Raw genomic sequence first — 24776 nt, 5'->3', positions numbered from 1 at the left:
TGCGCTCCTTATTTGCCGCTCAGGCTGTTATGGATGATGTTCAGCCAGTCCGGCACGCCCAGGCTGAAGGATTCGAGAAGTTTCATATCAAAGCCGCGGAAGAAGCCGCTCAGCACGAACAGCAGGACGATCGCCGCCATCATGATTTTGGTGACGCGGTTCCAGCCGCTCTCTTCAACGCCTTTGCCGATCAGAATGCCCAGCACCAGGCCGGGCACTGCATTGCCCATAATCAGCTGCGCCAGGCCGCCGAAAATGGTGCCCCAGAAGCCGGAGCGCTTGCCCGCCTCAATCGCCGCCAGCCAGAAGATCACCGGCATAACGGTATTCACCAGCAGGTTGGCGGCCGGTACCAGCACCTTGATCGCCGTCACCTGCAGTGCAGCCGGCACGGCAGACGCGGTGGTATTGAGGAACGCCACCACCAGTGCGCCGATAATGCCGCAGGCAATGGCCATTTTTTTCGGATCGTGCAGGGTTTGCGCCAGGTTACGGTTTTTGATCATCAGCGCCGCCGCGCCCCAGTTGGGGATAATGCGGTGATCGACATCCTGCGTGAAGGCGCCGGCCGCCACCGAGGACGCCCAGGCGTTAAAGAAAAAGCCCAGGCCGAATGAGAAGTGTGACGCGGGATCGCCTTCGCAGGAGTTCAGTTCGCCCAGCGTGCGGAAGGCCCCCATGCCCTGTGTGGTTGGCGCATGAAACATACGTGCCGCACCGGCGCCAACGCCCACGCCGACCAGCCCGCCGATAATAATCGACTTAAATAAGATAATTAGAAACATCAGTCGCCCCTTGCTCCCCTGCGCTTTGCAGGTTGCAGGCGTGTTCGCGTTGCTGCCCGGCCCAGCCGCTCGTGATGCAAGCGCTTACGGGTTCGCCTCGCCACTTTCCTGTAACGTACAACCGCCGGAGATATGCCAATATATTATTTCGTGGTGAAGACAACCTTTTCGGTATTGATGATTGTTACACTCACGGTTATTTCCAGAGAAACGGCATAGCTTTTTCTTACACGCGGCAGAAAGAAAAAAAGGAATTTCTCTTTAATTATTCTTTCTTCCGCGCTTAATACGCTGACATCCTGCGGCTCAATGCGCAGCAGAATATTATTGGTAGACTTTAATACCGCACCCTGCACATTCGCCAACGCGCTGGCAAAAGCCTTTGCTTTGCTGTCGCCCCGGCCAGAAACCATGACTGATGTGGTATATTGTTCTTTCATCATGCGTTACCGTATTTTTTTAGGTAGGCTTCCACCAGTTTTTTACCCAACTCTTCCTTATCCATAAAACCGAAGCCCAGCACATTGCAGCCTTCATTAATTGCCGTAACGCCCTCTTCGATCGAGCGCATGCCGTATTTTGACTTATAGCCATATTTCGTCTGGGCGGTAATGGCGCCGGCACCGCCGCTGCCGCAAAAAGAGATACCCAGCTGCGCGTTTTCGGCTTTCATCACGTCACCCAGCTTCATGTCCGCCGCCATACCGGGGATCACCACGGCCTTGCCGCCGGCGCTTTCCACACCCAGGCCCACTTTCTGCCCCTTCCCCAGACGATCGCCTATCACTACGGTAATATTTCCCACGGTATTCTCCTGATTAATTTGTTGATGATGCGTTATTATCTTTTGCCACTTCAAAATGCACGGAAAGCAAATAGGCCTCTTCTATAGGCAGCGTTTTAAGCTGATCCACCACGCGCTGGGCCATTTGCATGGAATGCGCCGAAATTTCATCAAATAACGATTTATCCACCTCGGGTAAGGGCTCGCCGGTAATAGAACGCTGCACCATGGCGCGAACATGCGATTCCAGCATTTGTTGCTGCACATTGTTGGTATAAATATTCTCTGCGTTTAACATCGCGGTAATATCGGCCAACAGCTGCGTGGTGATTACCGCCACCTGCGCGTCATCCGCCGGCGGTATATTTACCTGTTCAGATCCTTCATTCACTTTTCAGTACCCCTAAGTGCCGCGAACCATCGCCCTATGACAAAACCTATGCATAACTGATGGCTAAACCCTACCGCCGGGGGCATGTGCTGTGTAGCCTGTTTTTTTCCAGTTCAAAGTGGAAATCGCGTGACCAATAGGGATCTGTTTCGCAAAAATGGCCGATGGCAGCGCAATGAGGTGAATATCAGCAGCGCTCCCCTGCAATCACTCGGCAAAACCGCATAATTGCAGTGTAGGATTCGTGATCGGCTTCTCGTTTTACCGACGATGGAAATACCCCGTGCAACTCGGGGTAGCGCTTTCCGGCGGCGTACTTTAAAGAGTGAATCGCTATGCACTAAAACGGATGATGGTCAGTTTCCGCACCACCTTGTGGCCACTTTTTAATATTTACATGGCATATTCACTTTGCTTAGATGACAACTCACAAAGCGGTGACATCCTTAAGCGGAGCCTGGCAATGATGAAGGGGCTGACTGAGCGGCAACTGAATATAATGCGGCAGCTTATCTCTCACAACAGCTATGTGAGCCTGCGTTGCATGTCTGAGAAAATCCAAATATCAACGCGCACACTCAGACGCGATATCGCCGATATTAACGATAAGCTATCAGCACAGGGGATAACTCTGTGTGGAAAAAGCGGGCGCGGAATCACCATTAAATTTGCCGATGCGCAATCGGAAATATCCGCCCGCCGTATTTTCTCTTCGGAAAGCGACGAGTTTAAGCGTAATTTCCGCATGTTGAAAATCGCCTCTGACCTATTAATGTTATCGCCGCGTGGCTCTTCCATCAGTGAGATGGCCGATAAATATTTTATCAGCCGGGCATCCATTGTGAACGATCTGAAAACGCTGGAAAGCTGGTTACATAAATTTGATTTAACATTAATGAAAAGCCGGAGCGGCACCAGTATTAGGGGCAGTGACCATAATATCCGTGTAGCCATGAAAGCACTGGTATTAAAATCCATTTATAATCATCAGGACATGCTGGAAAGCCGGCTTGATGAAGGCACGCTGCATGAACTGGCAGAGAAATTTGGCAAACAGGCCGTCCATTTTACCCTGCAATTAATTAACTTTATTGAACAACAGCTTCAGTACACGATCAGCGATCCTTACTACATCAATTTATTCACACATATTCTGGTCCTGATCCACCGTAGCCATTCCCCGTTGCAGAGAACCGATGCACGTGCCGTGCGGGTGAATACGGTGCATGACCAGCACGCATGGCAGGTTTCGCTGGCAGTGATTGAACGTATTGAAGCGGCTTACAGCACCGTATTGGTAGCGGAAGAAGCATACTCGATTTATCAATATCTGGTTTCTTCAGGCAAGACGGGCGGCGATGCTGCGCCTTACGATCGGCCACGGGTTTCCCAGCGTGAAACCCGCTTTGCCGAAGCGCTGATCGGCCGCGTCGCCAAGCGAATTCATGTCGATATAACCGGCGATGAAAACTTACTGGCTTCGCTGTCTTCGCATATAAAACCCATGCTGAACCGGCTGACCTACCGCATTCGCATTAAAAATCCGCTGTTGCATGATATTCAAACCGAGCTGGGCGGCGTGTTTGCTGCGGTGAAAAGCGTGATCAACCAGTTGGCGCAAGAAGACGGTTTGGATGAAATCAGTGATGATGAAGTGGCCTATCTCACAGTGCATATACAGGCGGCGATTGAAAACAGTATCAAGGTAAAACGGGTTTTATTGGTCTGTTCCAGTGGGCTTGGCACATCGCAGTTGCTGTATGGCCGGATTATCCGCGCATTTCCTGACTGGAAAATCATCGATGTGGTGCCGGGGAAAAACATTGCCGCATCGCTGCAACGGCATGAGTGCGATGTGGTGATTTCCACCATCAGGCTGGAGCCACTGGAAAAGCCGGTGGTGTATGTGTCAGCGCTGTTCTCGGCGAAAGATATTGCAAGAGTGACCGAGTGCCTGGTCGCCAATTCGATTAATTAATCACAATGGGATGGGATGTATTATGAACACAACCGTTGCTATTAACGATGTATTGCAACAAGAGTGCATTATTCTCGATGCGGATTGCCAAAGTAAGGAACAAATTATTGCCAAGCTGACGGATCTGCTCTGCCAAACCGGCGCCGTGACGAATAAAGAAACATTTCTGAACGACGTTTATCTGCGCGAGGAGCTGGGCTCCACCGGTTTTGAAAATCATATTGCAATCCCGCATGGCAAATCGGTGGCGGTCGCTAAAACACGTATCGCCGTGGGCCGCTTACGCCGTGACATCCCTTGGGAAACCATTGACGGAACCAAAGTACGGCTGGTTATTCTGTTTGCCGTGAAAGAATCGGATAAGGATGTCGGCCATATAAAAATGTTGGCAAAAATATCTATCGCATTAGGCGATGAAGACGTCGTCGATCAACTTCTTCATGTTAAAAACAGGGAGGAGATATTTCATTTGCTGTTATCACATTCTGGCGCCTAATTTATATCTTCTGGCGCCATAAATAATACGGTGACGTAAAAAGTCACAATGATAGCTTTATACGCTACTTTGCCGTAGCTATCTCAGTAAAAATAAAAACACATCAAATCGTTTCCTGATTACTGGAGAACGTTTATGAACATTATTGCCATTACCGCTTGTCCTACGGGGGTCGCCCATACTTACCTGGCCGAAAGTAATTTAAAGAAAGCGGCTAAGAAAATGGGCATCCATGTTTTAGTTGAAACACAAGGTGCCGTTGAAAGTGAATATGTCTTTAGTGATGAAGATATTCATCAGGCTGATATTGTATTAATTGCCGCCGACAAGAAAATCGAACTGTCGCGCTTTCAGCATAAAAATGTCATTGAAGTTCCCGTCACCCGCGCGGCAAAAGATGCCGAAGGCCTGCTTAGGGCAATTATCAGCGGTGAATTGGCACCGCGGCTACTCCAGGATACCGCCGCGGCTGCGCCCGCAAACGCGGAAAAAGATGACGTAAATTCGCGTTCCTTTATCTCACAAATCTACGTGCACCTGATTACCGGCGTTAACCTGATGATTCCGTTCGTTATCGCCGGCGGTATCCTGATCGCCGTGAGTTTTTCCTTCGGGATTACCGCGGCCACGCCGGGCGATGTGCACTTCAGCCCCATCGCCAAAATGCTGTCCGACATCGGCGGCGGCTCCGCCTTCGCACTGATGCTGCCGATCCTCGCCTTGGGGATCAGCCAGTCAATCAGCGGGAAAATGGGCATTGCCGCCGGGGCCGTGGGCGGCATGATGGCGATTCATACCGGCTCGGGCTTCCTTGGCGCCTTAATCGCCGGTTTTCTGGCGGGCTATATCACCCTGCTTATCGTCAATCACATTCGTTTGCCGAAAGCGATCGCCGGGTTAAAGCCGATTTTAATTGTGCCCCTGCTTAGCGTGCTACTGACCGGCGCGTTAATGGCCTTGCTGATCGGTGAGCCGATCAAGATGCTGCTGGGATGGCTGACCGATTTCCTCAATTCGCTGGGAAACGCCAACTCCGCCATTCTGGGCCTGCTGTTCGGCATGATGGTGGCCTTCGATATGGGCGGGCCGCTGAATAAAACCGTCTGTATGTTCGCTATCGGGCTGATGTCGAGCGGTATCTACGGGCCGATCGCCGCCTGCATGGCGGCGGGTATGGTTCCGCCGCTGGGTATTGCTCTGGCAACCACGCTCTTTCGCCGCAAGTTCACCGAGCAGGAGCGTGAAACCGGTAAAGTCACCTACATCCTCGGTTTGTCCTTCATTACCGAAGGCGCGATCCCGTATGCCGTAGCCGATCCGTTGCGGGTGATCCCCGCCATCGTCGCCGGTTCCGGGCTGGCGGGGGCGCTTTCCATGATCCTCGGCTGCGCCTCCCGCGCACCACACGGCGGCATATTTGTCATCTTCATTCCTAACGTCATCAGCAATGTGCTGGGTTACCTGTTGGCGATCGCCGCGGGCAGCTTACTGACAGCGCTGATCCTGCGGGTGATTAAAAAAGACGTTCCCGTTCCTGCTAACCAAGGATAAATACCATGCTGTACACCATGAAAGATCTGCTTAGCGTCGCTCAACACCACCAGTTTGGCGTGGGCGCATTCAACATCGCCAGCGCCGAATTTGGCCGGCTGGCCGTCGAAACGGCGGAGCGGCTTGATTCCCCGCTGATTCTGGAAATTCACCCTGATGAGATGGCCTTTACCGGGCCAGAATTCATCGGCTACCTGCGCACGCTGGCCATTCAGGCGCGTGTACCGGTTGTTATTCATCTTGACCATGGCCGCACGCTGGAAGAGGTGATGAAGGCGATTTACGCCGGTTTTACCTCGGTAATGATTGACGCGTCTTCCCAGCCTTTTGAGCAAAACATACTGCTGACGAAAAAAATCGTCGACATCGCCCACGCGATCAATGTCTCCGTCGAGGCTGAACTGGGTACCATTGGCGTGGCGGAAGGCAGCGCGGAAGGCGGCAGCAACGAGATTCTCTATACCGATCCGCAACAGGCCGAAACCTTTGTGCGGGAAACCGGTACGGACACGCTGGCCGTCGCTATCGGCACTTCCCACGGGCTGTACCCAAAAGGGAAACAACCCAGGCTCGACATTGAACGCTTACAGCTAATCCGTAAACGGGTCGAGATCCCGCTGGTGTTGCATGGCGGTTCCGGCAATAAGGACAGTGAGGTGGCGGAGTCTATCCGTTATGGCGTGGGGAAAATCAATATTTCGAGCGATATGAAAAAAGCATTTTTTGTCGCACTGGAAGAAGAGCTGAAACAGGGCGGGCATGAGCCTAACGCATTGTTCCTCAAACCCATGCAGGCGGCAAGCGAGGTGGTAGCGGCGAAAATGGCTTTGTTTGAATCGGTAGGTAAAGCCGCGTTGTACCGTTAAGGCACAGGCCAGGCTGTGATGGATGCAGGTGCCCCCGCCGCGGCGGGGGCGCCGGTATCATTAGCGGTATTTCTTATGGTAGGTGCTGCGGGTTTGTTTAAACTCTTCAGCCAAGCGTTTGGCGTCGGCCAACTTGCCCTGCTTCGCCAGCGCCAATGACTGATCGATCTGGCCCACCAGAATATCGAAGCCGTGGCGGTAATCCTTCATTTCCGGGCTGTCGTCGGCTTTGCCATCCAGCGACGGTGGCGTTTGTTTCTGGGAATCCAGCGCCGCCGCGCGCATTTTTTCCAGGCTCTGCTGGAACACATCGGCGCTATCGGTCTTGAGCGCCGTGTCGTAATTGTCGGCGATAATATCCATATCATCCGCGATATCGGCCATCGCCAGCGAACTGGCGCCCAGCAGCGTGACCAACGCCAACGCTTTCAGTGTTTTATTCATGCTCACCCTTCCAATTATTGAATGTTAACCACGAGAAATATCACTCACGCCAAGGCTTATAAAAATTATTCAGGGCACATACGCCACTACGCCATGGTGTGATACAGCCTAACCATAGAGGATGAAAGGGTAAAGCAGCTTCAGATGTTTGTAAGGAAGGTTAAAGAGTGGCGCGGCCGGCAGAACACCGGCCGCATCCGGGCTTATTGCCCGGCGATTTTCATTTCCGGCAGCAGCACCGAGCCGCACTGGATGTTACTGCGGGTTTCGATATCGTTACCCACGCTGACGATATTGCGCAGCATGTCTTTCAGGTTGCCGGCGATGGTGATCTCGCTGACCGGATACTGGATTTCACCGTTTTCCACCCAGAACCCGGCGGCGCCGCGGGAATAGTCGCCGGTCACGCCGCTAACGCCCTGCCCCATCAGCTCGGTCACCAGCAGGCCGGTGCCCAGTTGCCGGAGCATGCCGTCAAAATCATTGTGCTGGCCGGCAATGCGCCAGTTGTGGATGCCGCCCGCATGGCCGGTGCTGTGCAGGCCCAACTTGCGCGCCGCGTAGCTGGTCAGCAGCCAGGTTTGCAACACGCCGTCTTTCACGATGTCACGGCGCTGGGTGCGCACGCCTTCGCTGTCGAACGGGGTGGAGGCCAGCCCTTTCAGTAGGTGCGGATGCTCTTCGATGGTCAGCCACGACGGCAAAATCTGCGTGCCGAGCGCGTCGAGCAGGAACGTGGATTTGCGGTACACGCTGCCGCCGCTGATGGCGCCAACCAGGTGGCCAAACAGCCCGGTCGCCACCTCACGGCCAAACAGCACCGGCGCTTTCATGGTCGACAGCTTACGCGGCGCCAGGCGCGACAGCGTGCGGCGCGCGCACTCCTGCCCCACCCATTCCGGGCTTTGCAAATCGTCCATTGCACGGCCGATGGTGTAGGCATAATCACGCTCCATATCGCCTTCATGCTCGGCAATCACACAGCTCGACAGCGAATGGCGGCTGGAGCAGTAGCTCTGCAGCATGCCATGGCTGTTGCCGAAGACTTTTATGCCGTAGTGGCTGTTGAAGCTGCCGCCTTCGGTATTGGTGATGCGCTTATCCGCCGCCAGTGAAGCCTGCTCGGCGCGCGCGGCCAGTTCAATACCGCGCTCGGCATCCAGCTCGGAGGGGTGAAACAGATCCAGATCCGGCGCTTCAAACGCCAGCAGATCTTTTTCTGCCGGCCCGGCGCAAGGATCCGGCGAGGTATAACGGGCGATATCCAGCGCGGCCTGCACGGTGCGGGCGATAGCGTCGGGGGAAAGATCGGTGGACGATGCGCTGCCTTTACGCTGCTGGTAATACACGGTGATGCCCAGGGCGCCGTCGCTGTTGAATTCGACGTTTTCGACTTCGCCAAAACGGGTGCTGACGCCGATGCCGGTGGTTTTGGTCACGGCGACTTCCGCCGCATCAGAACCGGCGCGCGCCAGTTCCAGGGCCTGCGAAACGGCCTGTTCCAGCGCTTTACGCTGTTCTGCAACTTGGGTGACTACTTTCATCAATCTGCCATAATTTAGAATCGTTGAGAAAAGTGCCGTGGCGGCGTTGATTGTGCGCGTGCTGGCGCGCGAAAATCTTATACCCAAGATAATTCGAGTTGCAGGCAGGCGGCAATCAAAGGACAAATTCGTCGGGAACGAATTTGACCAACCAACGGTTGGCCTCCGGTGAGAGACAGGATGTCTCTCATTAATCCCGAGGAGCTTACGCCGGTAAGTGATTCGGGTGGCTGCGTGCAGCCAACACACCTGCAATTTGAAGTATGACGGGTATTTGATTAATGCCATTGAGTCTAACAGGAACTGCGTGGAATTTCGCATAAAGACGGCAACCTGTTAGGATTAGCCTCTTTTTAACGGAGCCTACCATGAACAAACAGCCTGAAGATTGGCTCGACGATGTCCCGGGGAGTGAAGACGAGGACGATGACGAGATTATCTGGGTCAGTAAGAGTGAAATTAAACGTGATGCGCAAGCGCTGAAAGATCTGGGCGTTGAGCTGGTCGAACTGGGGAAAAATGCTCTGGAGCGCATCCCGTTGGATGACGATCTGCGGGCCGCCATTGAGCTGGCGCAGAAGATTAAGAAAGAGGGCCGCCGCCGCCAACTGCAGTTAATCGGCAAGATGCTGCGCGCCCGCGACGTCGAGCCGATCCAGACCGCACTGGACAAGCTGAAGAACCGCCACAACCAGCAGGTTGCGCTGTTCCACAAGCTGGAAACGCTGCGTGACAACCTGGTGGAACAGGGCGACGATGCGATCCCAACCATCCTGGAACTTTATCCACAGGCCGATCGCCAGCAGTTGCGCGCGCTCGTACGCAACGCGCAAAAAGAGAAAGCCGGCAACAAGCCGCCTAAGGCTTACCGCCAGATCTTCCAGTATCTGCGCGAACTGGCCGAAGCCACCGACTGATCCCCTGCCGCACTGCCGCTGCGGGATGAACGCTGCCGTTCATCCCCGGTGGTGAGCCGGCTCACGGCTTTCATGCATATTAAAATGCAGGCTGCCGTCCAGCTCTTCTTCGGCTTCTTCAAACAGCAAAATGATCGCGCCGAAGCGGCGTTTGCTACGGGTGCTCAGATTGGTGAACTCGATCTCCACCGGCAAACGGATCTCCCCGGTCACCACGTCCCACAGCGCATCCAGATTAGCGCCAAAGCCTTCATCCAACGCGAATTTCTGCGCAAAGGCACGGTAGAACGCCGGCAGATCGGCTATCTGATTAAAATCGAACTCTACTTTTGCCATCAGACTTACTCCACCCGAATGAAGTTTTTATAATGGTCATGCGTGACGAAAATCAGCCCGTCATTAGAGAACAATAGGCGTTCTGCGCCGCGCCGGCCACAGCGGTAATTGATATCCGCTTCACGCCAGATGCGGTTACTGGCCGCCGGCAGTTGCCCTTCGCGGTTGGAGAAACGATCGCCGCCAATGGCTTTGCCTGGCAACACCGAGCACAAATTGCCATCACGCGCATCCCATCCCTGCTCACGCGCCTGCTTTTTGCTAATGTAGTAATCCGGCAAGCGCTGGCGCTGTTTCAGATAGCTCACCACCCGCTCCTGCTGCGTTAACCCATCGATACTTTCCGCCGCTGCCGTAGCCGGCACGTTGGCCGGCGCTGGCTGCTGGGGCGCACGCAGCGCGCTGAAACCGGCTATCACCACAGCAATCGCCATCGCCACCAGGATCCGCTTGTTCATAAATTCCCTGAAAATAGTTACCGCTGGCTATGGCACCTGCCAGATATATAGCCAAAACTGATGAATGAATGATTAACAAAATATAACGTTTTTACTGCAGGCTGGCACCCGGCAATATCCGAAAGCGCACGGCAGGGTTAGCGGGGCCGCTGCCGTGCGCCACGGTGGCTAGTCAATCAGGGCGTGGCGATAGCGGTGCAGCATTTCCGCCAGACGCCTGACCGGCCCGGTGACGCTGAGCGGCGCCTGGCTTTCCACCAGTTTTTGCTGGTATTCGTTCATTTCGCCCAGCAGGCGATCGTAGTAATACGCCCGTTTGACGTCGTTTTTCGCACTCACCACGCTGTCGGCGGTTTTGCGGATCTGCCGGTGAAAGGCGGAAAGCGCTTCGCTGGCCGGGATCTCCGTGCGCTGCATACGCTGGTGCGCGATGATCAAGTTCAGCGCCAGGCGGTACTTGGCAATGTCGTTGGGGAACATCATCAACAGTTGGTTCAACTGCTGATATAGCGCCGGCAGGTGGTTTTCCCGGCGTTTGGCCGCCTTGGTGGTCAGCGCCGACACCGCCCGGCTGACCAACTGGTTCAACAACGTGCGGCCGGTGCGTTCACGCGAATTATCACGAATTAGCAGCAGCACCATCAGCCCCACACAGCTGCCGATAAACTGGCCGAAGGCCGAATCCAGGAACAGCGGTACGTTGAACACCATCGGATTGCTCAACACCAGGATATTGATGGTGCCGGCCAGCAGCCCCAGTGTGCCTAGCCGCCGTTTTTGCACTTCGATACCGATAAAAAACGCCATCAGCCCCAGACTTAAACAGAGCAACAGCAGGCTCTGCTGCGTCGCCGGGATGATCACGGTAAAAAACAGCCCGCCCACCGGAATGGCGACCATCATGCCGATCACAAAGTCCATCGCCACCATGCGCGGATTAGGGGTGCGCATCGCCAGCGAGGTGATCACCGTGATGATCACCATAAACGCGCTGCCGGCGGTCCAGCCGCTCCACAGCCACAGCGCGCAGCCGAAGGCGGTGGCGACAAAAGTGCGCAGGCCGTTGATCATCGCGTGGTGCCCTTCCGCCGAGGTGGGTTTCACCACCACCTCGGCGCGCAAGATATCCTCTTCCACCGCGCTGATGCTGCTGTTGGTCTGCGCGCCCTTCGCCAGCAGCAGATAGCGCGTGGCGTTGCCAATCCAGCCGGTGACGGTCGGCAGCGTTTCCTGCGTGCGGTGGGAAGCCAACACCTGGCGCAGTAGCTTCAGACGCTGGTGAACCTCTTGCGGCGTTTGCGCCGGCGCCAGCAACAGCTCGCGCAGCCTTTCCGGCACGGCGCCGGGATGATCCTGCAAAATCAGGTAGCTTTCACACGACTGGGTAATCAGCGTCAGCGACAGGGTATGCAGCGCCCGCACCCGGCGGTTCATCTTGTGCCAACGCGAGGATTCCAGCATCAGGTTGTTGCGCATGCCGTTGAGCGCCGTAGTGCCCTTCACCAGGTTGCTCCAGGCGCGATCGATATCGTCTTTCGGCGCGTTGCTCAGGCACATCTGCATCAGTTGGTAGTGATCCACCAGCAGTTTATCCAGCAGCCGATCGATATCCTGTTTGATCGAGCGCGGGGAAAACAGCAAATCCGCCAGCACGGCGCTGACAATCCCCAGCACAATCTCGCTGCAGCGCTCAATGGCAAAGCGCGGCGCTTCCAACAGGTGGGATTCGCTGGTGGCGACGGTCACAATGATGATCAGCGCGGTATAGCCCGCCAGGCCCCAGGCGTAGGAGTTTTCGACGCGGATTAATGAAGAAATCCAGCTACAGAAACCGGCCCAGGCGCAGCACAAAAACAGCATCACCACTGGCGCACGCGCCGTAGTGACGATGATCGCCAGGCCGACGAAACAGCCGATAAAGGTGCCGATAATCCGCAGCCAACCGCGGTAGCGGATCGCGCCGGAGAAGGGTTCGCCGCCGGCGGCAAACGCTGGGCCGGCCGCGACGATGGCCGCGGTCATTACCGACCAGCGTGGGGTTTCCAGGTTGAGATGAAAGCCGACAAACAGCGCGAACACGATCGCGAAACTCAGCTTGCAGGCAAATCTCAACCGAATAAAAGTAGCGCCGAACATAACAACATCCTTTCGGAAACGGGCGAGCGCGGCCTTAACCGAACTCGCGCAGCCGATGCATCAAGCGGGTAAACGGCGAGCCATCATTGGCGGGACGATCCTGTTTGCCGGTAATCACCACCGTAGCGGTGGTGCCTGCCGGGTATGGGTGCTGCTGGTCTTTATCATCCAGCACGATTTTAACCGGCACGCGCTGCGCCAGGCGCACCCATTCCAGGTTGCTGTCAACGGAAGCCAGCCCTTTACTGTTGCTGGTGCTGCTGCTGTTATTCACCGCCACCGCCACACTGTCCACAGTGCCGTGCATGATGCGGTTGCTGCCCAACGGGGTAATTTCCGCGCGGTCGCCCTTATTCAGGCCATGCAGCTTGGTTTCTTCCAGGTAGGCCAGCAGGTAGAAGCTGTTTTTCTTCACCAGCGCCACGGCCGTGGCGCCGCGGGTAATAAACTCGCCGGTATGCACGTTAAGGTTGGTCACCCAGCCGTCCGCCGGGGCACGCACCACGGTGCGTTCCAGATCGAGCCGGGCCAGATCGCGCACTGCAGTCGCTTTCGCCAACTGCTGCTGCGCGGTCAGCAGCGCATTGCTCGCCTGCTCAATCTCTTCGCGCGACATGGCATCCGGCCCCAGATTCACACGGCGGCTTGCTTCACGCTTTTTCTCCGAGACCAGCGCCTGATAGTAGGCCACATCGGCATTCGCCTGATCCAACGCCTGCTGATAGCGCGGCTGATCGATAACAAACAGCGTCTGCCCTTTCGCCACCAGTTGGTTATCCACCACCGGCACATCGGTCAACAGGCCGCTGACGTCCGGGGCGATCGCCACCACATCGGCAGAAAATTTGGCGTCGCGCGTCCAGGGCGATTCGGTATAGAACATCCAGACCTTAAACACGGCAACGATCCCCAACAGCACCAGGAGCAGCGTAATCGCGATGCGGATTATTTTTATTAATAACGTTTTCACAGCGGCCTCAGAAAAAAAGACATGAAATCAAATAAAACAGGCAGCAAAACAGCGCGGTATTAAACAGTGCCGGATGCCAGACAACATCATAGATCCCCGTTGGCTGCAGCACGCGGCGCAGCACAAAAAAAACCGCCAGCGAGACCAGCAGCAAAAAAAATACCGGGGGGAACGACAGCCCGAAAATCACGATGACCGGAAGCAAACTCATACCTTTTTCCTTGATTGTTCACAATACCGGGATGCTGCACCTTTTGTATCACATCCTGTTTACAACTTAACACAGACATGCCCTACGCCGTAGCCTGACGGCGCACCGGGCCGCAAAGCGGAAAAGGGGTTAAACTCTTGGGACATGTATCCATGAAAGGGAATACGAGGGCACCGGCAGAGTCGCCTGTGGCGACGCGGCCGCCCTACCTCATGGCCACGCTCAGGCGTACGCGGGGCATCGCCCAGCGAGCATTATATTAGCGTGCTTACTATCACCCAATCAACAAACTGTGATCTAAATCACTTTTAAGCCAGAGTGAATAATGGAAAGACTAAAAAGGATGTCGGTATTCGCGAAAGTCGTTGAGTGCGGCTCATTTACCGCGGCAGCGCGCCAACTGGGTATGAGCGTTTCATCGATCAGCCAGACCGTCTCCAAACTGGAAAATGAACTCCAGGTCAAGCTGCTCAACCGCAGCACGCGCAGCATCGGCCTGACCGAAGCCGGCAAGATTTACTATCAGGGCTGCCGACGCATGTTGCAGGAAGTGAGTGAGGTGCATGAACAGCTGTATGCCTTCAACAATACGCCCACCGGCACCTTGCGCATCGGCAGTTCCTCTACCATGGCGCAAAACGTGCTGGCCACCATGACCGCCGACATGTTGAAAGAATACCCTGGCCTGACGGTTAACCTGGTGACGGGCATCCCGGCGCCGGATCTGATCGCCGATGGGCTGGACGTGGTGATCCGCGTTGGCGCGCTGCAGGATTCCAGCCTGTTTTCCCGCCGCCTGGGCTCCATGCCGATGGTGGTCTGCGCCGCCAAAAGCTACCTGGCGCAGCACGGCACGCCGCAAAAACCGAGCGACATGGTGAATTTTTCCTGGCTGGAATACAGCGTGCGCCCGGACAGCGAGTTTGAGCTGATCGCCCCGGAAGGCATCAGCACGCGCATTTCGCCCCACGGCCGCTTCGTCACCAACGATTCACAGACCATGATCCGTTGGCTGAAAGCCGGCGCCGGGATCGCGTATGCGCCGCTGATGTGGGTGATCGAGGAGATCAAACGCGGCGAGATCGAGATCCTGTTCAGGCGCTATCAGTCGGATCCGCGCCCGGTCTATGCCCTGTACACCGAAAAAGACAAGCTGCCGCTGAAAGTTCAGGTGTGCATCAATTACCTGACCGACTATTTCAAACGGGTCGCCAAGGTGTATCAGGAGTATCGTTGAACGCCGCGATTCAGGCGTTCCCCTCCTGCGCGTAATGGTCCCAGGCCGCCTGCATGGCCGCCCCTTGCACGGTGTTGAAGCCCAGATGGTTCAACACCGCTTCCAGCGCCGCCAGCGTTTGCAACACACAGTCCTTACGCGCGTTGTAACCCATGGTGCCAATCCGCCAGACCTTGCCGATCAGTGGCCCGAACGAGGTGCCGATCTCAATCGCGAAGTCTTCCAGCAACAGCTTGCGCACCTGTTCGCCATCGATGCCCGGCGGGATCATCACCCCAAGCACGTTGTTCATCCGGTGAGACAGATCGCCGAAGGTCGCCAGCCCCATCGCCTGGATCCCCTTGAGCAGCGAGTCGCCATGGCGCTTGTGGCGCGCAATGCTGTGATCCAGCCCTTCCTGCAGCAGCAGCCGGGCGCATTCGCGGGCGCCGAACAGCGCGCTGGTGGCTTCGGTGTGGTGATTCAGCCGCTCCGGCCCCCAGTAATCCATGATCATGCCCAGATCAAAGTAGTTGGAGTAGATCATTTCTTCTTCGCCATCCTGGTGCGCCGCGGTGCGGATGCCGGCTTCCACGCAGCGCCGCCGGCGGATCGCCGCCTCCATCCGTGGGCTAAGGGTGACCGGCGCGGTGCCGGAAGGCCCGCCCAGGCATTTTTGCATGCCGGCAGACACCGCATCCAGCCCCCAGGCGTCGGTTTCCAGCGCGTTGCCGCCAAACGACGCCGTGGCATCGGTATAAAATAGCACGTCATAGCGGCGGCAAATTTCCCCCAGTTCCGCCAGCGGCTGCAGCATGGTGGTGGAGGTATCGCCCTGCACCGTCAGCAATAAACGCGGGCGCAGGCGTTTCACGGCGTCCTCGATGCGATCCGGCGTGAACACCGTGCCCCATGGCGCTTCAATGGTGTGCACCTCGGCGCGGTAGCGGCGGGCGATTTCACACAACAGGTGGCCAAAGCGCCCAAAGACCGGCACCAGCACCTTATCGCCGGGGCGGATCGCCGACAGCAGAATGGCTTCGATACCGGCGCGCGAAGTGCCGTCAATCAGCATCGTCCAGCGGTTTTCGGTGCGAAACAGCGCGCGATACAGCGCCATCACCTCATTCATATACTGCGTCATCGCCGGATCGTACTGGCCGATCAACTGCGCCGACATCGCACGCAGCACGCGCGGATCGGCATTGATCGGCCCCGGCCCCATCAGCAACCGTGCCGGTGGATTGATTTGCGGATATTGGGCGATATCCATCTGACTTCTCCTTATTGATAGTGATTGGTCTTTCCGCATGGCGGATCAGTGGCGCAGGATTTTCCCGACGAAGTGACGCGTGCGCGGCTGCTGCGGCGCATCGAAAATCTGCTGCGGCGCCCCGGTTTCCACCACTGCGCCATCGGCCATAAACACCACTTTGCTGGACACTTCGCGCACAAAACTCATCTCGTGGGACACCAGAAACAGGGTGATGCCTTCCGATGCCAGCTCGCGGATGGTATCGAGCACTTCGTTGACCATCTCCGGATCGAGCGCCGCGGTGACTTCATCAAGCAGCAGTACCGTTGGCTTTAGCGCCAGTGCGCGGGCGATCGCCACGCGCTGCTGTTGGCCGCCGGAAAGCTCGTCCGGGTAGGCGTGCAGCCGGTGCTCCAGCCCCACCCGGGTCAGCAGGCGCCGGGCGTCGGCCTCCACCTGCTTTTTCGGCCAGCCTTTGATTTTGGTCGGCGTGATCATCACGTTCTCCAGCACCGTCATGTTCTGGAACAGGTTGTACTGTTGAAACACGATGGCGATGGACGAGCGCAGCGCACGCAGTTCGCCCTTATGGGCATAATTCACGGTTTTACCATCGAGCCGTACCGTGCCGGCTTCTGGAGGAAGCAGCCCCATCAGCACGCGCAGCAGCGTGCTTTTCCCCGATCCGGAAGGGCCGATCAGGCTGACGATTTCGCCTTTCTCAACGGAAAGGTTGACCTGCTCCAGGACGCTCTGCTGGCCGTACGAGGCTTTAAGGTTAACGATTTCGAGTTGCGGCAATTTTCTTCTCCAGGCGCTTACCAAAGCGCGATAGTGGGTAAGAGATCAGGAAATACAGGACCAACACCGTGGCGTACACCAACGCGGCGGAAAACCCTTTGTTGGTGAGCACCTTGCTGGCGGAGGTCAGCTCCATCACCCCGATTTGCGAGGCCAGCGCCGTGTCTTTGATGTACATGATGAAAAAACTGAACGTCGGCGGGATCACCACCTTCAACGACTGCGGAATAATCACGTAACGCAGGCTTTGCAAGTAGGTGAAGTTCAGCGTCTGCGCGGCCTCCCATTGATTCTTGTGCACCGAATCAATACCGCTGCGGATGATTTCCCCCAAATAGGCCGCGGCGATAATGCACACGCACACCAGCGCCACCGAGAAGGTGGAAAGCGACAGCCCGACATATTGGCTGATAAAAAACACCAGCATCAGCGTCACCAAAAAGGGGATACGGCGGAACAGGAAGCAGTAAACAAAGGCGGCTGCACGTAGCGGCGCCACGGCTTTCGACCGGGTGGTGCGGATAATGGCGATCAGAAAACCGGCCAGGAAGCCAATCAGGCACCCGCCCGCCGACAGCAACAGCGTACTGAGCAACCCCTCGAGCAGCAGCAGCACGTTATAGTAGGAAAACAACTGTGCCAGTTCAGGCAGATCCAGGTAGTTCATCAGAAGGCCTCTATTTTAGCGCGGAAGAGGAAACGCCCGACGACTGCCAGAGCCAGCGTGGCCATGATAGTAATGATGATGTACAGCACGGCTGCGATAGAGAAAGCTTCAACCGATAAATATGTTTCCGAACTCAGGTTATAGGTGCGCCCCGTCAGCTCTTCCACACCGAACATCGAAGCCATAGAAGTGCCAAGCGTCATCACGATGAACTGATTGGACAACGGACGGAACATCACTTTCATCACGTGCGGTAAAATCACGTAGCGGATGATTTGCATGCGTGAAAACCCCAGCACCTCCGCCGCTTCCACCTCCAGGCGGTGCACCGAATCAAACCCGGCGCGCTGGATCTCGCACAAATAGGCGCCGGCGTTAAAGGTGGCGCCAATCAACACGGCGGTAAAAGGCGACAGCAATATCCCCACTTCCGGCAAGGCGAAAAACAAAAAATAGATTTGCACCAGTTGGGGGGTGTTGGTGGCGAAAACCACATAGGCGTTCACCACCTGCCCCGCCAAACGCGGCCCATAGCGCAGAATGGCTGTGCAGCACAGGGCAATGATCATGCCGAAGGCAAATGCCAGAACAGCGATCTGTAAGCTCACCCACGCCCCACCCAGCAGGTAAGGCAGTTGATCAAGCAAAGGTTGAAAATTCAGGTTCATCTGAGCATTTTTCTCGTCAAATAATTGACGCCGTATACCAGGTATAAGGCGTCATGGCTCATTGCAGAGCAGGGTTATTGTTGCGTTGGCGATTGCGTTGGATCGTGCAACATCGGGTGGCCGAACCATTTGGTCCAACTGTCGGCGATAAAGCCGGACTTATGCTGTTCCGCAATGATTTGGTTGAGCTTTTGCGTCAACGCCGTGTTGCCCTTGCGCACGCCGATGCAGTCATAATCCACCTCTAACGGATCGTCCACCACGCGCCATTTGGTCGGGTAGTTCTTGGTGTAACCGAACATGAAATCGAGCACGTCGATCAGCGCATCGGCCCGCCCCTGGGCAATGGCGCGCACTGCATCCGGATAGTTATCCAGAATCAGCAGTTGAGCCTTGGGAATGTTTTCCTGAATAAACTTGATCGGCGTGGTGCCGCGCACCTGAACCAAGCGCACCGCCGGATCGTTCAGTTGATGCCAGTCTTTATAAGGCTTGCTCTCGGTGGTCAGGATGCCGAGCACTTCGGTATTCACCGGATCGGTGAAGTCCACCACTTTCATGCGATCGGCATTGCGCGTCATGCCGCCCATCACCGCGTCAATCTTGTCCGACAAAATAAACGGAATGCGATCGTTTGAACCGATAGCCACCAGCTCCAGCTTCACCCCCAGCGAATCGGCAATCTTGTGCGCCACGCTGGCGTCAAACCCGGAAATTTCGTTCTTTTCGTCATAAACCCCCAGCGGCGGCAAGTTGGGATTCACGCCAATGATGATTTTCTTTGAATCAAGTATCTGCTCCAGCGAGCGCGCATTGGCCTGCGTGGCGCCAAACAGGGCGCAGGCAATGCAGCTAACGGCCATTAACCGGCTGAACGTTCCGGATCGCTTCATGTGTGTAATCCCCAGTCAAAGTGTGAAGTGTGGCAAGACCGCGATAAGGCGAGACAAATATCGCCGTTCTTTCGCATACTTTACGTATACGATTCGTATATGATACTATGCTGAAAAACTTGTCAAGCATCATTGGTCAGTTTTCACACCGTTTAGAGGACGTGCCCATGCCAAATTCCACACCCAAAGTCGTCGGCTTCTCTTTTGAAGGGAAGCCCTACTCCGCCCTGCCGGGCCAGAGTATCGCCGCCGCCCTGTTTTCGCAGGGTGTCAGAACATTGCGCTTCAGCCCGCAGCAACGGCAGCCACGCGGCATGTTCTGCATGATGGGGTCGTGCCAGGAATGCCTGGTCATGGTTAACGGTAGCCGAGTACTGGCTTGCAAGACCGAGGCCAAAGCGGGGCTGACCATCTCTCAGGTACCGGATGTGAACCGCCATGAATGACTTTGACATCATCGTAATCGGCGCGGGCCCGGCCGGTATCAATGCCGCCCTGACAGCCGCCGACGCCGGGCTGCGCGTGGGCTTGTTTGATGAAAACGGTGCGGCGGGCGGCCAGGTTTACCGTGCCCCGGTAGTCGCTGCCGATAATGAACGCAACGCCGATTTTCTGGCAGGGGAAAGTTTGCGCCATCAACTGGCAAAAAGCCCGGTGCGGGTGTTTATGGGGCACCAAATTTGGGCAATCACCGAAGACTACCGCATCGATGCCCTCGGCCCGCAGGGGCCAGCCAGCTATCGGGCGCGTATTTTGATTGTCGCCGCCGGCACCACCGAGCGGGTCGTGCCGTTTGAAGGCTGGACGCTGCCGGGCGTCATCGGGCTGGCTTCCGCCACTATCCTGTTGAAATCGCAGAAAACCCTGCCGGGTAAAACCACGCTGGTGGCCGGCTGCGGCCCGCTGCTGGCGGCAGTGGCCGGCGGCACATTAAAAGCCGGCGGCGAAGTGACAGGCATCGTGGATATCGCCGGCATCGGCGACTGGCTGCGCACCGCGCCGGCGATGCTGGCACGGCCGGACATCCTGCGCCAGGGCGCCGGCTATGCCTGGGCGATCAAAAAAGCCGGCGTGCCGATCTTTTCACGCCACACGCTGGTGCGCGTCAGCAGCGCCGGGGAGCAACTGTGTGCGGAACTGGCCCCCTGCGATGCGGCCGGCCGGCCGATTGCCGGTGAGAGAAAACGCATCCTGGCGGACTGCGTGGCCGTGGGCCACGGGCTCACCCCGTCGACCGATATTACGCGCCTGCTGCACGCGCAGCATCGCTATTCCCGCCGGGCCGGCGGCTGGATTGCCGTTACCGACGCCAACGGGCAAACCTCGCGCGAACGTCTGTTTGTGGTCGGCGATGCCGCCGGCATTGCCGGCGCCGGCGCCGCAGGGATTCACGGCACGCTGGCGGCACTGGCCTGCATCCAGCAATTAAAACCCGGTGCGCCTTCGGCTGGGCTGGCGGCATCCGCGCGAGCGGCCGGCAAGCAATACGCGCGCGCCGCCCGCTTCGGCCGCACCATGGCGGGGCTGATGGCGCTGCGTGAAGGCCACGTGGACAGCATTGAACCGGCAACCGTAGTCTGCCGCTGCGAAGACGTCACCCGCGCCGATATCGAAGCGGCTTGCAACGCGGGCGCCCGGGATGTCAACCAGTTGAAAGCCTGGACGCGCTGCGGCATGGGGCCGTGCCAGGGCCGCACCTGCGGCGATGTGGCGGCCGAACTGCTGGCACGCCAGCAGCAGGCGCCGCGTGAAAAAGTCGGGGTGTTCTCCGCGCGCACGCCGCTGCGCCCACTGACGATCAAAGCCCTGACCGGCGACTTCGACTATGACGACATCCCGATTCCCAAGGCGGCCCCACTGTGAATATTTCAGTCAATAACAGCCAAAACGTCGACGTGTGCGTCGTCGGCGGTGGCGTCATGGGGTGCAGCACCGCCCTGTTTCTCGCCAAAGCCGGCATGCGCGTAACCCTGCTCGAGCGCCACGCGCTGTGCCGCAGCGCCTCGGGCGTCAACGCCGGGACGCTCACGCTGCATATGACGCGCGCCGCCCTGGTGCCCTACGCCATCAAGGCCTGGGATATGTGGATGAACCCCGGCGCCTGGCTGGGCAACGGCGTGCTGGCAACCGCCGCCCCCGGCCTGTCGCTGGCGTTCACGGAGAACGAACGGGAAATGCTGGCGGCTCGCGCCGCCGCCCGCCGCGAATATGGCGCCGATATCAAGCTGCTCACGCCGCAGGCCGCGCGGGCCATTGAACCCGGCCTGAATCCGGCGGTGCTGGAAGCCGCCTACTGCGAGATCGACGGCTTCGCCAGTTCCTACCTCACCGGGCGGGCGTTCCATGCCGCGCTGCGCGCCGCGGGCGTCACGATTGCGGAACACACGCCGGTCAGCCATATCGCCCGGCACGGCAGCGGCTATCAGATCCGCTCGCAGGACAACCAATACAGCATTAACGCCGCGCGCCTGGTATTGGCCGGCGGCGTGTGGCTGGAGCCGATGCTGGCGATGCTGGGCGTGACCATCCCGGTGAAAACGCTGATTAACCAGTTGATCGTCACCGAAAGAATCCCGCCGGCGATGCGTTCCGTACTGAGCATCGCCAACGGCCTGCTGTCGATGAAGCAGTTCGCCAACGGCACGGTGGTGATCGGCGGCGGCTGGCAGGGCCGCGGCGACCGCGAGCGCGGCGGGGTGGAGACCATCCCGGACAACCTGATCGGCAATCTGCGGCTGGGCCAGCATGTGATTCCGGCGCTGGGCGATGCCCGCGTCGCCCGTATCTGGCTGGGGCTGGAATCGGAAACCGCCGATGCGATGCCGATGATCGGCGAACTGCCGGATCACCCCAACGCCTGGGTCATCGGCTGTGTTCATTCCGGTTACACCAGCGGCCCTTATATGGGCAAGCTGCTGGCGCAGCAGATACTCGGCCAGCAGCCTGAAATGCCACTCTTCGATCCGGCCCGGCTGTATCCATCCGGGGCAAATGGTCAACATACCAAGACAGAGGCCAAGACATGTTAACAGCACATCCTTTTCATGGCGTCTATGCGGCGACGCTGTGCCCAATGGACGCCACCGGGCGCAACATCGACGAAGAGAGCCTGGCGACGCATATGCAGGAAATCTCACAGGTTGAAGGCATCCGCGGCCTGTTGATTAACGGCCATGCCGGGGAAAACTTTGCCCTGACGCGGGCGGAGAAACGCCGCGTAGTGGACATTGCCCGCCAGGTGTGCCCAGCGCACAGCATCCTGATTGCCGGGATCAACGCCGAAGACAGCTTCGATGCCCAGGCCCAGGCCGACGACGCCAAACAGGCCGGCGCCAACGCCCTGCTGCTGTTCCCGCCGTACTCCTGGACGCTGTCCACCGACGCCGCCACGGTGCTCAATCACCACCGCATCACCAACGCCAACGCCCAAATGCCGATGATGCTTTACCAGTCCGGCGTCGGCACCGGCGGCATGGCCTATACGCCGGACATCCTGCGGGCGCTGGTGCAGTTGCCGAACATCGTCGCGGTGAAGGAAGGCAGTTGGGAAACCGCCGCCTACGACGCCAACCGCCGCCTGATGCAGCATATCGCCCCGCACGTGGCCGTGATGGCTTCGGGCGACGAGCACCTGTTCACCTGCTTTGCGCTCGGCACCGACGGCAGCCTGGTCAGCCTGGCCGCGGTGATCCCGGATCTGGTGGTGGCGCTCTACCGCGCCGTCCAGGCGATGGATCTTGGCGAAGCGCGCCGGCTGCATGAATACATCTACCCGCTGGCCAAGGCGATTTACGGCACCCAGCCCGGCACCCATGCCAATGCCCGCCTGAAGGCCTGTTTGCATATGCTTGGGCGCTTTCCCTGCGCCACCACGCGCGCGCCGATCCCGCCCCTCGATCGCGCACAGTACCAACACCTTGAAGCGGCACTGGCCCACGCCGGTGCTTACCAACGCCCCAACACCCCAGAACGGAGGTTATAATGTCTTTGACCCTGATACGCGGTGGCCGCATCGTTACCGCCGTAGACGACTATGAAGCGGATATCCTGATCGACGGCGAACGGATCGCCTGCATCGGCCTTAATCTTCCCGCCGCTGAAGGCACCAAGGTGATTGACGCCGCCGGCATGCTAATCTTCCCCGGCGGGGTTGACTGCCATACCCATATGGAAAACACCTTCGGCCCATCGACCACCGCCGATAATTTCGATTCCGGCACCCGTTCGGCCGCCTGGGGCGGCACCACCACCATCATCGATTTTGCGTTGCAGAACCCCGGCACCACGCCGCTGCAGGCGATTGAACGCGCACAGTCGAAGGCCGACTGCGTGGCCAATATCGACTACGGCTTTCATGTCATCGTCACCCACGTTGACCATCAGGTGCTGGAAGATATGCGCTACGCGATCCGCCACGAAGGCGTCTCCAGCTTCAAAATGTTCATGGCTTATCCGGGAACGGTAATGTCCGACGACGCGGCGATCTTCCAGGCGATGCGGATGGTCGGCCAGCACGGCGGCATGGTCGCCCTGCATGCGGAAAACGGCACCGTGGTGGAACTGCTGATCAAAGAAGCGCTGGCGCAGGGGCACACCTCACCGCGCTACCACGCCCTGACGCGCCCGGCGATCCTTGAAGGCGAGGCCACCCACCGCGGCATCAAGCTGGCCGAACTGGCGGAAGCGCCGGTCTATTTTGTTCACCTTTCGGCGAAAGAAGCACTGAAACACGTGATCGAAGCCCGCGATTTGGGTATCCCGGTGTTTGCCGAAACCTGCCCGCACTATCTGTTCTTCGATGAATCGGCCTATGCCGACAGCGACGACGAAGACAGCTTCGACAACGCCCGCTTTGTCATGAGCCCGCCTCTGCGTTCGAAAGAGTCGCAGAACGCGCTGTGGACGGCGCTGAAAACCGACGATCTGCAGCTGATCTCCACCGATCACTGCCCCTACTGCATGAAAGAGGGGCACCAGGGCAAAATCAACCAAAAACCGTTCGGCGCGGACGACTTTTCCAAAATCCCGAACGGCATCCCGGGGGTGGAAACCCGCATGACCGTGGTGTATGACGGCGGGGTACGCACCGGGCGCATCTCGTTGAACCGCTTTGTGGAGCTGATGTCCACCGCGCCGGCGAAACTGTTTGGGCTGTTCCCGCGCAAAGGCACCATCGCCGTTGGCAGCGACGCCGATATCGTGATCTTCGATCCTAACGAAACCCAGACCATCAGCGCCGAAACCCAGCACAGCGACTGCGATTTCACGCTGTTCGAGGGCCGCCAGGTGCAGGGGAAAGTGAAACAGGTGCTGCTGCGCGGCCAGTTGCTGATCGACGGCGGTCTGTGGCTGGGCAAAAACGGCCAGGGGCGCTTTGTGCCTCGTGGCGAGCTGGGGAAATACTGGTGA

At 57.6% G+C, this 24776-nt stretch carries 27 protein-coding genes; 11 read left to right on the top strand and 16 right to left on the bottom strand.

Annotation, left to right across the window (positions count from 1 at the left end; genetic code table 11):
* Positions 1-8 precede the first annotated feature (8 nt).
* The 4 genes from ACN28Q_RS15000 to ACN28Q_RS14985 form a co-directional block, all read right to left on the bottom strand.
* Positions 9-785 carry a DUF4311 domain-containing protein gene (locus ACN28Q_RS15000; RefSeq protein WP_095847075.1) on the bottom strand — a complete coding sequence of 259 codons (777 nt, stop codon included), beginning with the start codon at positions 783-785 and terminating at the stop codon, positions 9-11.
* Positions 786-928: 143 nt separating this feature from the next.
* Positions 929-1225 carry a DUF4312 family protein gene (locus tag ACN28Q_RS14995; protein ID WP_095847074.1) on the bottom strand — a complete coding sequence of 99 codons (297 nt, stop codon included), beginning with the start codon at positions 1223-1225 and terminating at the stop codon, positions 929-931.
* Positions 1225-1590 (bottom strand): glycine-rich SFCGS family protein, encoded by a 366-nt coding sequence (locus ACN28Q_RS14990; protein ID WP_095847073.1) that lies wholly within the window; start codon positions 1588-1590, stop codon positions 1225-1227. The genes ACN28Q_RS14995 and ACN28Q_RS14990 overlap by 1 nt, the downstream gene beginning before the upstream one ends.
* A gap of 13 nt (positions 1591-1603) precedes the next feature.
* Entirely contained in the window at positions 1604-1960 is a 357-nt protein-coding gene (locus ACN28Q_RS14985) for a PRD domain-containing protein (protein ID WP_095847072.1), read from the bottom strand.
* A 544-nt stretch (positions 1961-2504) separates the two neighbouring features.
* On the opposite strand from ACN28Q_RS14985, the gene ACN28Q_RS14980 reads away from it, so the two are divergent.
* From ACN28Q_RS14980 to ACN28Q_RS14965, 4 genes are all read left to right on the top strand, one after another.
* Positions 2505-3938: a BglG family transcription antiterminator gene (locus tag ACN28Q_RS14980; protein WP_230469498.1), complete on the top strand. Its 1434-nt coding sequence runs from the start codon at positions 2505-2507 to the stop codon at positions 3936-3938.
* A 22-nt stretch (positions 3939-3960) separates the two neighbouring features.
* Positions 3961-4434 (top strand): PTS sugar transporter subunit IIA, encoded by a 474-nt coding sequence (locus tag ACN28Q_RS14975; RefSeq protein ID WP_095847070.1) that lies wholly within the window; start codon positions 3961-3963, stop codon positions 4432-4434.
* 135 nt (positions 4435-4569) lie between these two features.
* Complete coding sequence (locus tag ACN28Q_RS14970) at positions 4570-5985, top strand: PTS fructose transporter subunit IIC (protein ID WP_095847069.1); 1416 nt, start codon at positions 4570-4572, stop codon at positions 5983-5985.
* 5 nt (positions 5986-5990) lie between these two features.
* Entirely contained in the window at positions 5991-6851 is an 861-nt protein-coding gene (locus ACN28Q_RS14965; RefSeq protein WP_095847068.1) for a ketose-bisphosphate aldolase, read from the top strand.
* Between the two features lie 60 nt (positions 6852-6911).
* Here ACN28Q_RS14965 and cybC read toward each other — a convergent pair whose 3' ends face one another.
* Both cybC and pmbA read right to left on the bottom strand, forming a co-directional pair.
* On the bottom strand, positions 6912-7295 hold the full coding sequence (gene cybC, locus ACN28Q_RS14960) for a cytochrome b562 (RefSeq protein ID WP_095847067.1): 384 nt from the start codon (positions 7293-7295) through the stop codon (positions 6912-6914).
* A 203-nt stretch (positions 7296-7498) separates the two neighbouring features.
* On the bottom strand, positions 7499-8839 hold the full coding sequence (pmbA, locus tag ACN28Q_RS14955; RefSeq protein ID WP_095847066.1) for a metalloprotease PmbA: 1341 nt from the start codon (positions 8837-8839) through the stop codon (positions 7499-7501).
* A 368-nt stretch (positions 8840-9207) separates the two neighbouring features.
* Between pmbA and yjgA the strand changes: the two genes are divergently transcribed.
* Entirely contained in the window at positions 9208-9756 is a 549-nt protein-coding gene (gene yjgA / locus ACN28Q_RS14950; protein ID WP_095847065.1) for a ribosome biogenesis factor YjgA, read from the top strand.
* 39 nt (positions 9757-9795) lie between these two features.
* On the opposite strand, the gene ACN28Q_RS14945 is transcribed toward yjgA, so the two are convergent.
* The 5 genes from ACN28Q_RS14945 to aaeX form a co-directional block, all read right to left on the bottom strand.
* Positions 9796-10092 carry a barstar family protein gene (locus ACN28Q_RS14945; RefSeq protein WP_095847064.1) on the bottom strand — a complete coding sequence of 99 codons (297 nt, stop codon included), beginning with the start codon at positions 10090-10092 and terminating at the stop codon, positions 9796-9798.
* Between the two features lie 5 nt (positions 10093-10097).
* Positions 10098-10550, bottom strand: a complete 453-nt coding sequence (locus ACN28Q_RS14940; RefSeq protein WP_095847063.1) for a ribonuclease domain-containing protein — start codon at positions 10548-10550, stop codon at positions 10098-10100.
* 168 nt (positions 10551-10718) lie between these two features.
* On the bottom strand, positions 10719-12686 hold the full coding sequence (gene aaeB / locus ACN28Q_RS14935) for a p-hydroxybenzoic acid efflux pump subunit AaeB (protein WP_095847062.1): 1968 nt from the start codon (positions 12684-12686) through the stop codon (positions 10719-10721).
* Between the two features lie 34 nt (positions 12687-12720).
* Positions 12721-13656, bottom strand: a complete 936-nt coding sequence (gene aaeA / locus ACN28Q_RS14930; protein ID WP_095847061.1) for a p-hydroxybenzoic acid efflux pump subunit AaeA — start codon at positions 13654-13656, stop codon at positions 12721-12723.
* 7 nt (positions 13657-13663) lie between these two features.
* Complete coding sequence (gene aaeX / locus ACN28Q_RS14925) at positions 13664-13867, bottom strand: p-hydroxybenzoic acid efflux pump operon protein AaeX (protein WP_095847060.1); 204 nt, start codon at positions 13865-13867, stop codon at positions 13664-13666.
* 325 nt (positions 13868-14192) lie between these two features.
* Here aaeX and aaeR point away from each other — a divergent pair, with 325 nt between their 5' ends.
* Entirely contained in the window at positions 14193-15104 is a 912-nt protein-coding gene (aaeR, locus tag ACN28Q_RS14920; protein WP_095847059.1) for an HTH-type transcriptional activator AaeR, read from the top strand.
* A gap of 10 nt (positions 15105-15114) precedes the next feature.
* Here the strand turns inward: aaeR and ACN28Q_RS14915 are convergent, their stop codons facing one another.
* The 5 genes from ACN28Q_RS14915 to ACN28Q_RS14895 form a co-directional block, all read right to left on the bottom strand.
* Positions 15115-16356 carry a pyridoxal-phosphate-dependent aminotransferase family protein gene (locus ACN28Q_RS14915; protein ID WP_095847058.1) on the bottom strand — a complete coding sequence of 414 codons (1242 nt, stop codon included), beginning with the start codon at positions 16354-16356 and terminating at the stop codon, positions 15115-15117.
* A gap of 45 nt (positions 16357-16401) precedes the next feature.
* Positions 16402-17139, bottom strand: coding sequence for an amino acid ABC transporter ATP-binding protein (locus ACN28Q_RS14910; protein ID WP_095847057.1), 738 nt, complete (start codon positions 17137-17139; stop codon positions 16402-16404).
* Positions 17117-17806, bottom strand: coding sequence for an amino acid ABC transporter permease (locus tag ACN28Q_RS14905; protein WP_095847056.1), 690 nt, complete (start codon positions 17804-17806; stop codon positions 17117-17119). The genes ACN28Q_RS14910 and ACN28Q_RS14905 overlap by 23 nt, the downstream gene beginning before the upstream one ends.
* The gene (locus ACN28Q_RS14900) at positions 17806-18474 is read right to left on the bottom strand and encodes an amino acid ABC transporter permease (RefSeq protein ID WP_095847055.1); all 669 of its coding nucleotides are present in this window, start codon (positions 18472-18474) and stop codon (positions 17806-17808) included. The genes ACN28Q_RS14905 and ACN28Q_RS14900 overlap by 1 nt, the downstream gene beginning before the upstream one ends.
* A gap of 74 nt (positions 18475-18548) precedes the next feature.
* Complete coding sequence (locus tag ACN28Q_RS14895; RefSeq protein WP_095847054.1) at positions 18549-19367, bottom strand: transporter substrate-binding domain-containing protein; 819 nt, start codon at positions 19365-19367, stop codon at positions 18549-18551.
* Positions 19368-19534: 167 nt separating this feature from the next.
* Here ACN28Q_RS14895 and ACN28Q_RS14890 point away from each other — a divergent pair, with 167 nt between their 5' ends.
* Genes ACN28Q_RS14890 through hydA form a run of 5 tightly spaced genes read left to right on the top strand, consistent with a single transcriptional unit; the run spans position 19535 to position 24776 of the window.
* On the top strand, positions 19535-19813 hold the full coding sequence (locus ACN28Q_RS14890; RefSeq protein WP_095849040.1) for a (2Fe-2S)-binding protein: 279 nt from the start codon (positions 19535-19537) through the stop codon (positions 19811-19813).
* Complete coding sequence (locus ACN28Q_RS14885; RefSeq protein WP_095847053.1) at positions 19806-21230, top strand: NAD(P)/FAD-dependent oxidoreductase; 1425 nt, start codon at positions 19806-19808, stop codon at positions 21228-21230. Before ACN28Q_RS14890 ends, ACN28Q_RS14885 begins: the two co-directional genes overlap by 8 nt.
* The gene (locus tag ACN28Q_RS14880) at positions 21227-22396 is read left to right on the top strand and encodes an NAD(P)/FAD-dependent oxidoreductase (RefSeq protein ID WP_095847052.1); all 1170 of its coding nucleotides are present in this window, start codon (positions 21227-21229) and stop codon (positions 22394-22396) included. Before ACN28Q_RS14885 ends, ACN28Q_RS14880 begins: the two co-directional genes overlap by 4 nt.
* On the top strand, positions 22390-23349 hold the full coding sequence (locus ACN28Q_RS14875) for a dihydrodipicolinate synthase family protein (RefSeq protein ID WP_095847051.1): 960 nt from the start codon (positions 22390-22392) through the stop codon (positions 23347-23349). Before ACN28Q_RS14880 ends, ACN28Q_RS14875 begins: the two co-directional genes overlap by 7 nt.
* Positions 23349-24776: a dihydropyrimidinase gene (gene hydA, locus ACN28Q_RS14870; RefSeq protein WP_095847050.1), complete on the top strand. Its 1428-nt coding sequence runs from the start codon at positions 23349-23351 to the stop codon at positions 24774-24776. The genes ACN28Q_RS14875 and hydA overlap by 1 nt, the downstream gene beginning before the upstream one ends.

Source organism: Gibbsiella quercinecans, from assembly GCF_002291425.1.
In the GTDB taxonomy this organism is placed as follows: domain Bacteria; phylum Pseudomonadota; class Gammaproteobacteria; order Enterobacterales; family Enterobacteriaceae; genus Gibbsiella; species Gibbsiella quercinecans.
Note: the sequence above shows the minus strand (reverse complement) of the source record. Positions and strands in the feature narration are given on the sequence as shown.

Bases quoted from the DNA above. Each gene is read 5' to 3' on its own strand.
- aaeR (WP_095847059.1), top strand. From the start codon at position 14,193: ATGGAAAGACTAAAAAGGATGTCGGTATTCGCGAAAGTCGTTGAGTGC.
- yjgA (WP_095847065.1), top strand. From the start codon at position 9,208: ATGAACAAACAGCCTGAAGATTGGCTCGACGATGTCCCGGGGAGTGAA.
- ACN28Q_RS14900 (WP_095847055.1), bottom strand. From the start codon at position 18,474: ATGAACCTGAATTTTCAACCTTTGCTTGATCAACTGCCTTACCTGCTG.
- ACN28Q_RS14975 (WP_095847070.1), top strand. From the start codon at position 3,961: ATGAACACAACCGTTGCTATTAACGATGTATTGCAACAAGAGTGCATT.
- ACN28Q_RS15000 (WP_095847075.1), bottom strand. From the start codon at position 785: ATGTTTCTAATTATCTTATTTAAGTCGATTATTATCGGCGGGCTGGTC.
- ACN28Q_RS14970 (WP_095847069.1), top strand. From the start codon at position 4,570: ATGAACATTATTGCCATTACCGCTTGTCCTACGGGGGTCGCCCATACT.
- ACN28Q_RS14995 (WP_095847074.1), bottom strand. From the start codon at position 1,225: ATGAAAGAACAATATACCACATCAGTCATGGTTTCTGGCCGGGGCGAC.
- aaeB (WP_095847062.1), bottom strand. From the start codon at position 12,686: ATGTTCGGCGCTACTTTTATTCGGTTGAGATTTGCCTGCAAGCTGAGT.
- ACN28Q_RS14905 (WP_095847056.1), bottom strand. From the start codon at position 17,806: ATGAACTACCTGGATCTGCCTGAACTGGCACAGTTGTTTTCCTACTAT.
- cybC (WP_095847067.1), bottom strand. From the start codon at position 7,295: ATGAATAAAACACTGAAAGCGTTGGCGTTGGTCACGCTGCTGGGCGCC.
- ACN28Q_RS14965 (WP_095847068.1), top strand. From the start codon at position 5,991: ATGCTGTACACCATGAAAGATCTGCTTAGCGTCGCTCAACACCACCAG.
- ACN28Q_RS14895 (WP_095847054.1), bottom strand. From the start codon at position 19,367: ATGAAGCGATCCGGAACGTTCAGCCGGTTAATGGCCGTTAGCTGCATT.
- ACN28Q_RS14890 (WP_095849040.1), top strand. From the start codon at position 19,535: ATGCCAAATTCCACACCCAAAGTCGTCGGCTTCTCTTTTGAAGGGAAG.
- hydA (WP_095847050.1), top strand. From the start codon at position 23,349: ATGTCTTTGACCCTGATACGCGGTGGCCGCATCGTTACCGCCGTAGAC.
- ACN28Q_RS14945 (WP_095847064.1), bottom strand. From the start codon at position 10,092: ATGGCAAAAGTAGAGTTCGATTTTAATCAGATAGCCGATCTGCCGGCG.
- ACN28Q_RS14885 (WP_095847053.1), top strand. From the start codon at position 19,806: ATGAATGACTTTGACATCATCGTAATCGGCGCGGGCCCGGCCGGTATC.
- ACN28Q_RS14875 (WP_095847051.1), top strand. From the start codon at position 22,390: ATGTTAACAGCACATCCTTTTCATGGCGTCTATGCGGCGACGCTGTGC.
- ACN28Q_RS14980 (WP_230469498.1), top strand. From the start codon at position 2,505: ATGTCTGAGAAAATCCAAATATCAACGCGCACACTCAGACGCGATATC.
- pmbA (WP_095847066.1), bottom strand. From the start codon at position 8,839: ATGAAAGTAGTCACCCAAGTTGCAGAACAGCGTAAAGCGCTGGAACAG.
- aaeX (WP_095847060.1), bottom strand. From the start codon at position 13,867: ATGAGTTTGCTTCCGGTCATCGTGATTTTCGGGCTGTCGTTCCCCCCG.
- ACN28Q_RS14940 (WP_095847063.1), bottom strand. From the start codon at position 10,550: ATGAACAAGCGGATCCTGGTGGCGATGGCGATTGCTGTGGTGATAGCC.
- ACN28Q_RS14915 (WP_095847058.1), bottom strand. From the start codon at position 16,356: ATGGATATCGCCCAATATCCGCAAATCAATCCACCGGCACGGTTGCTG.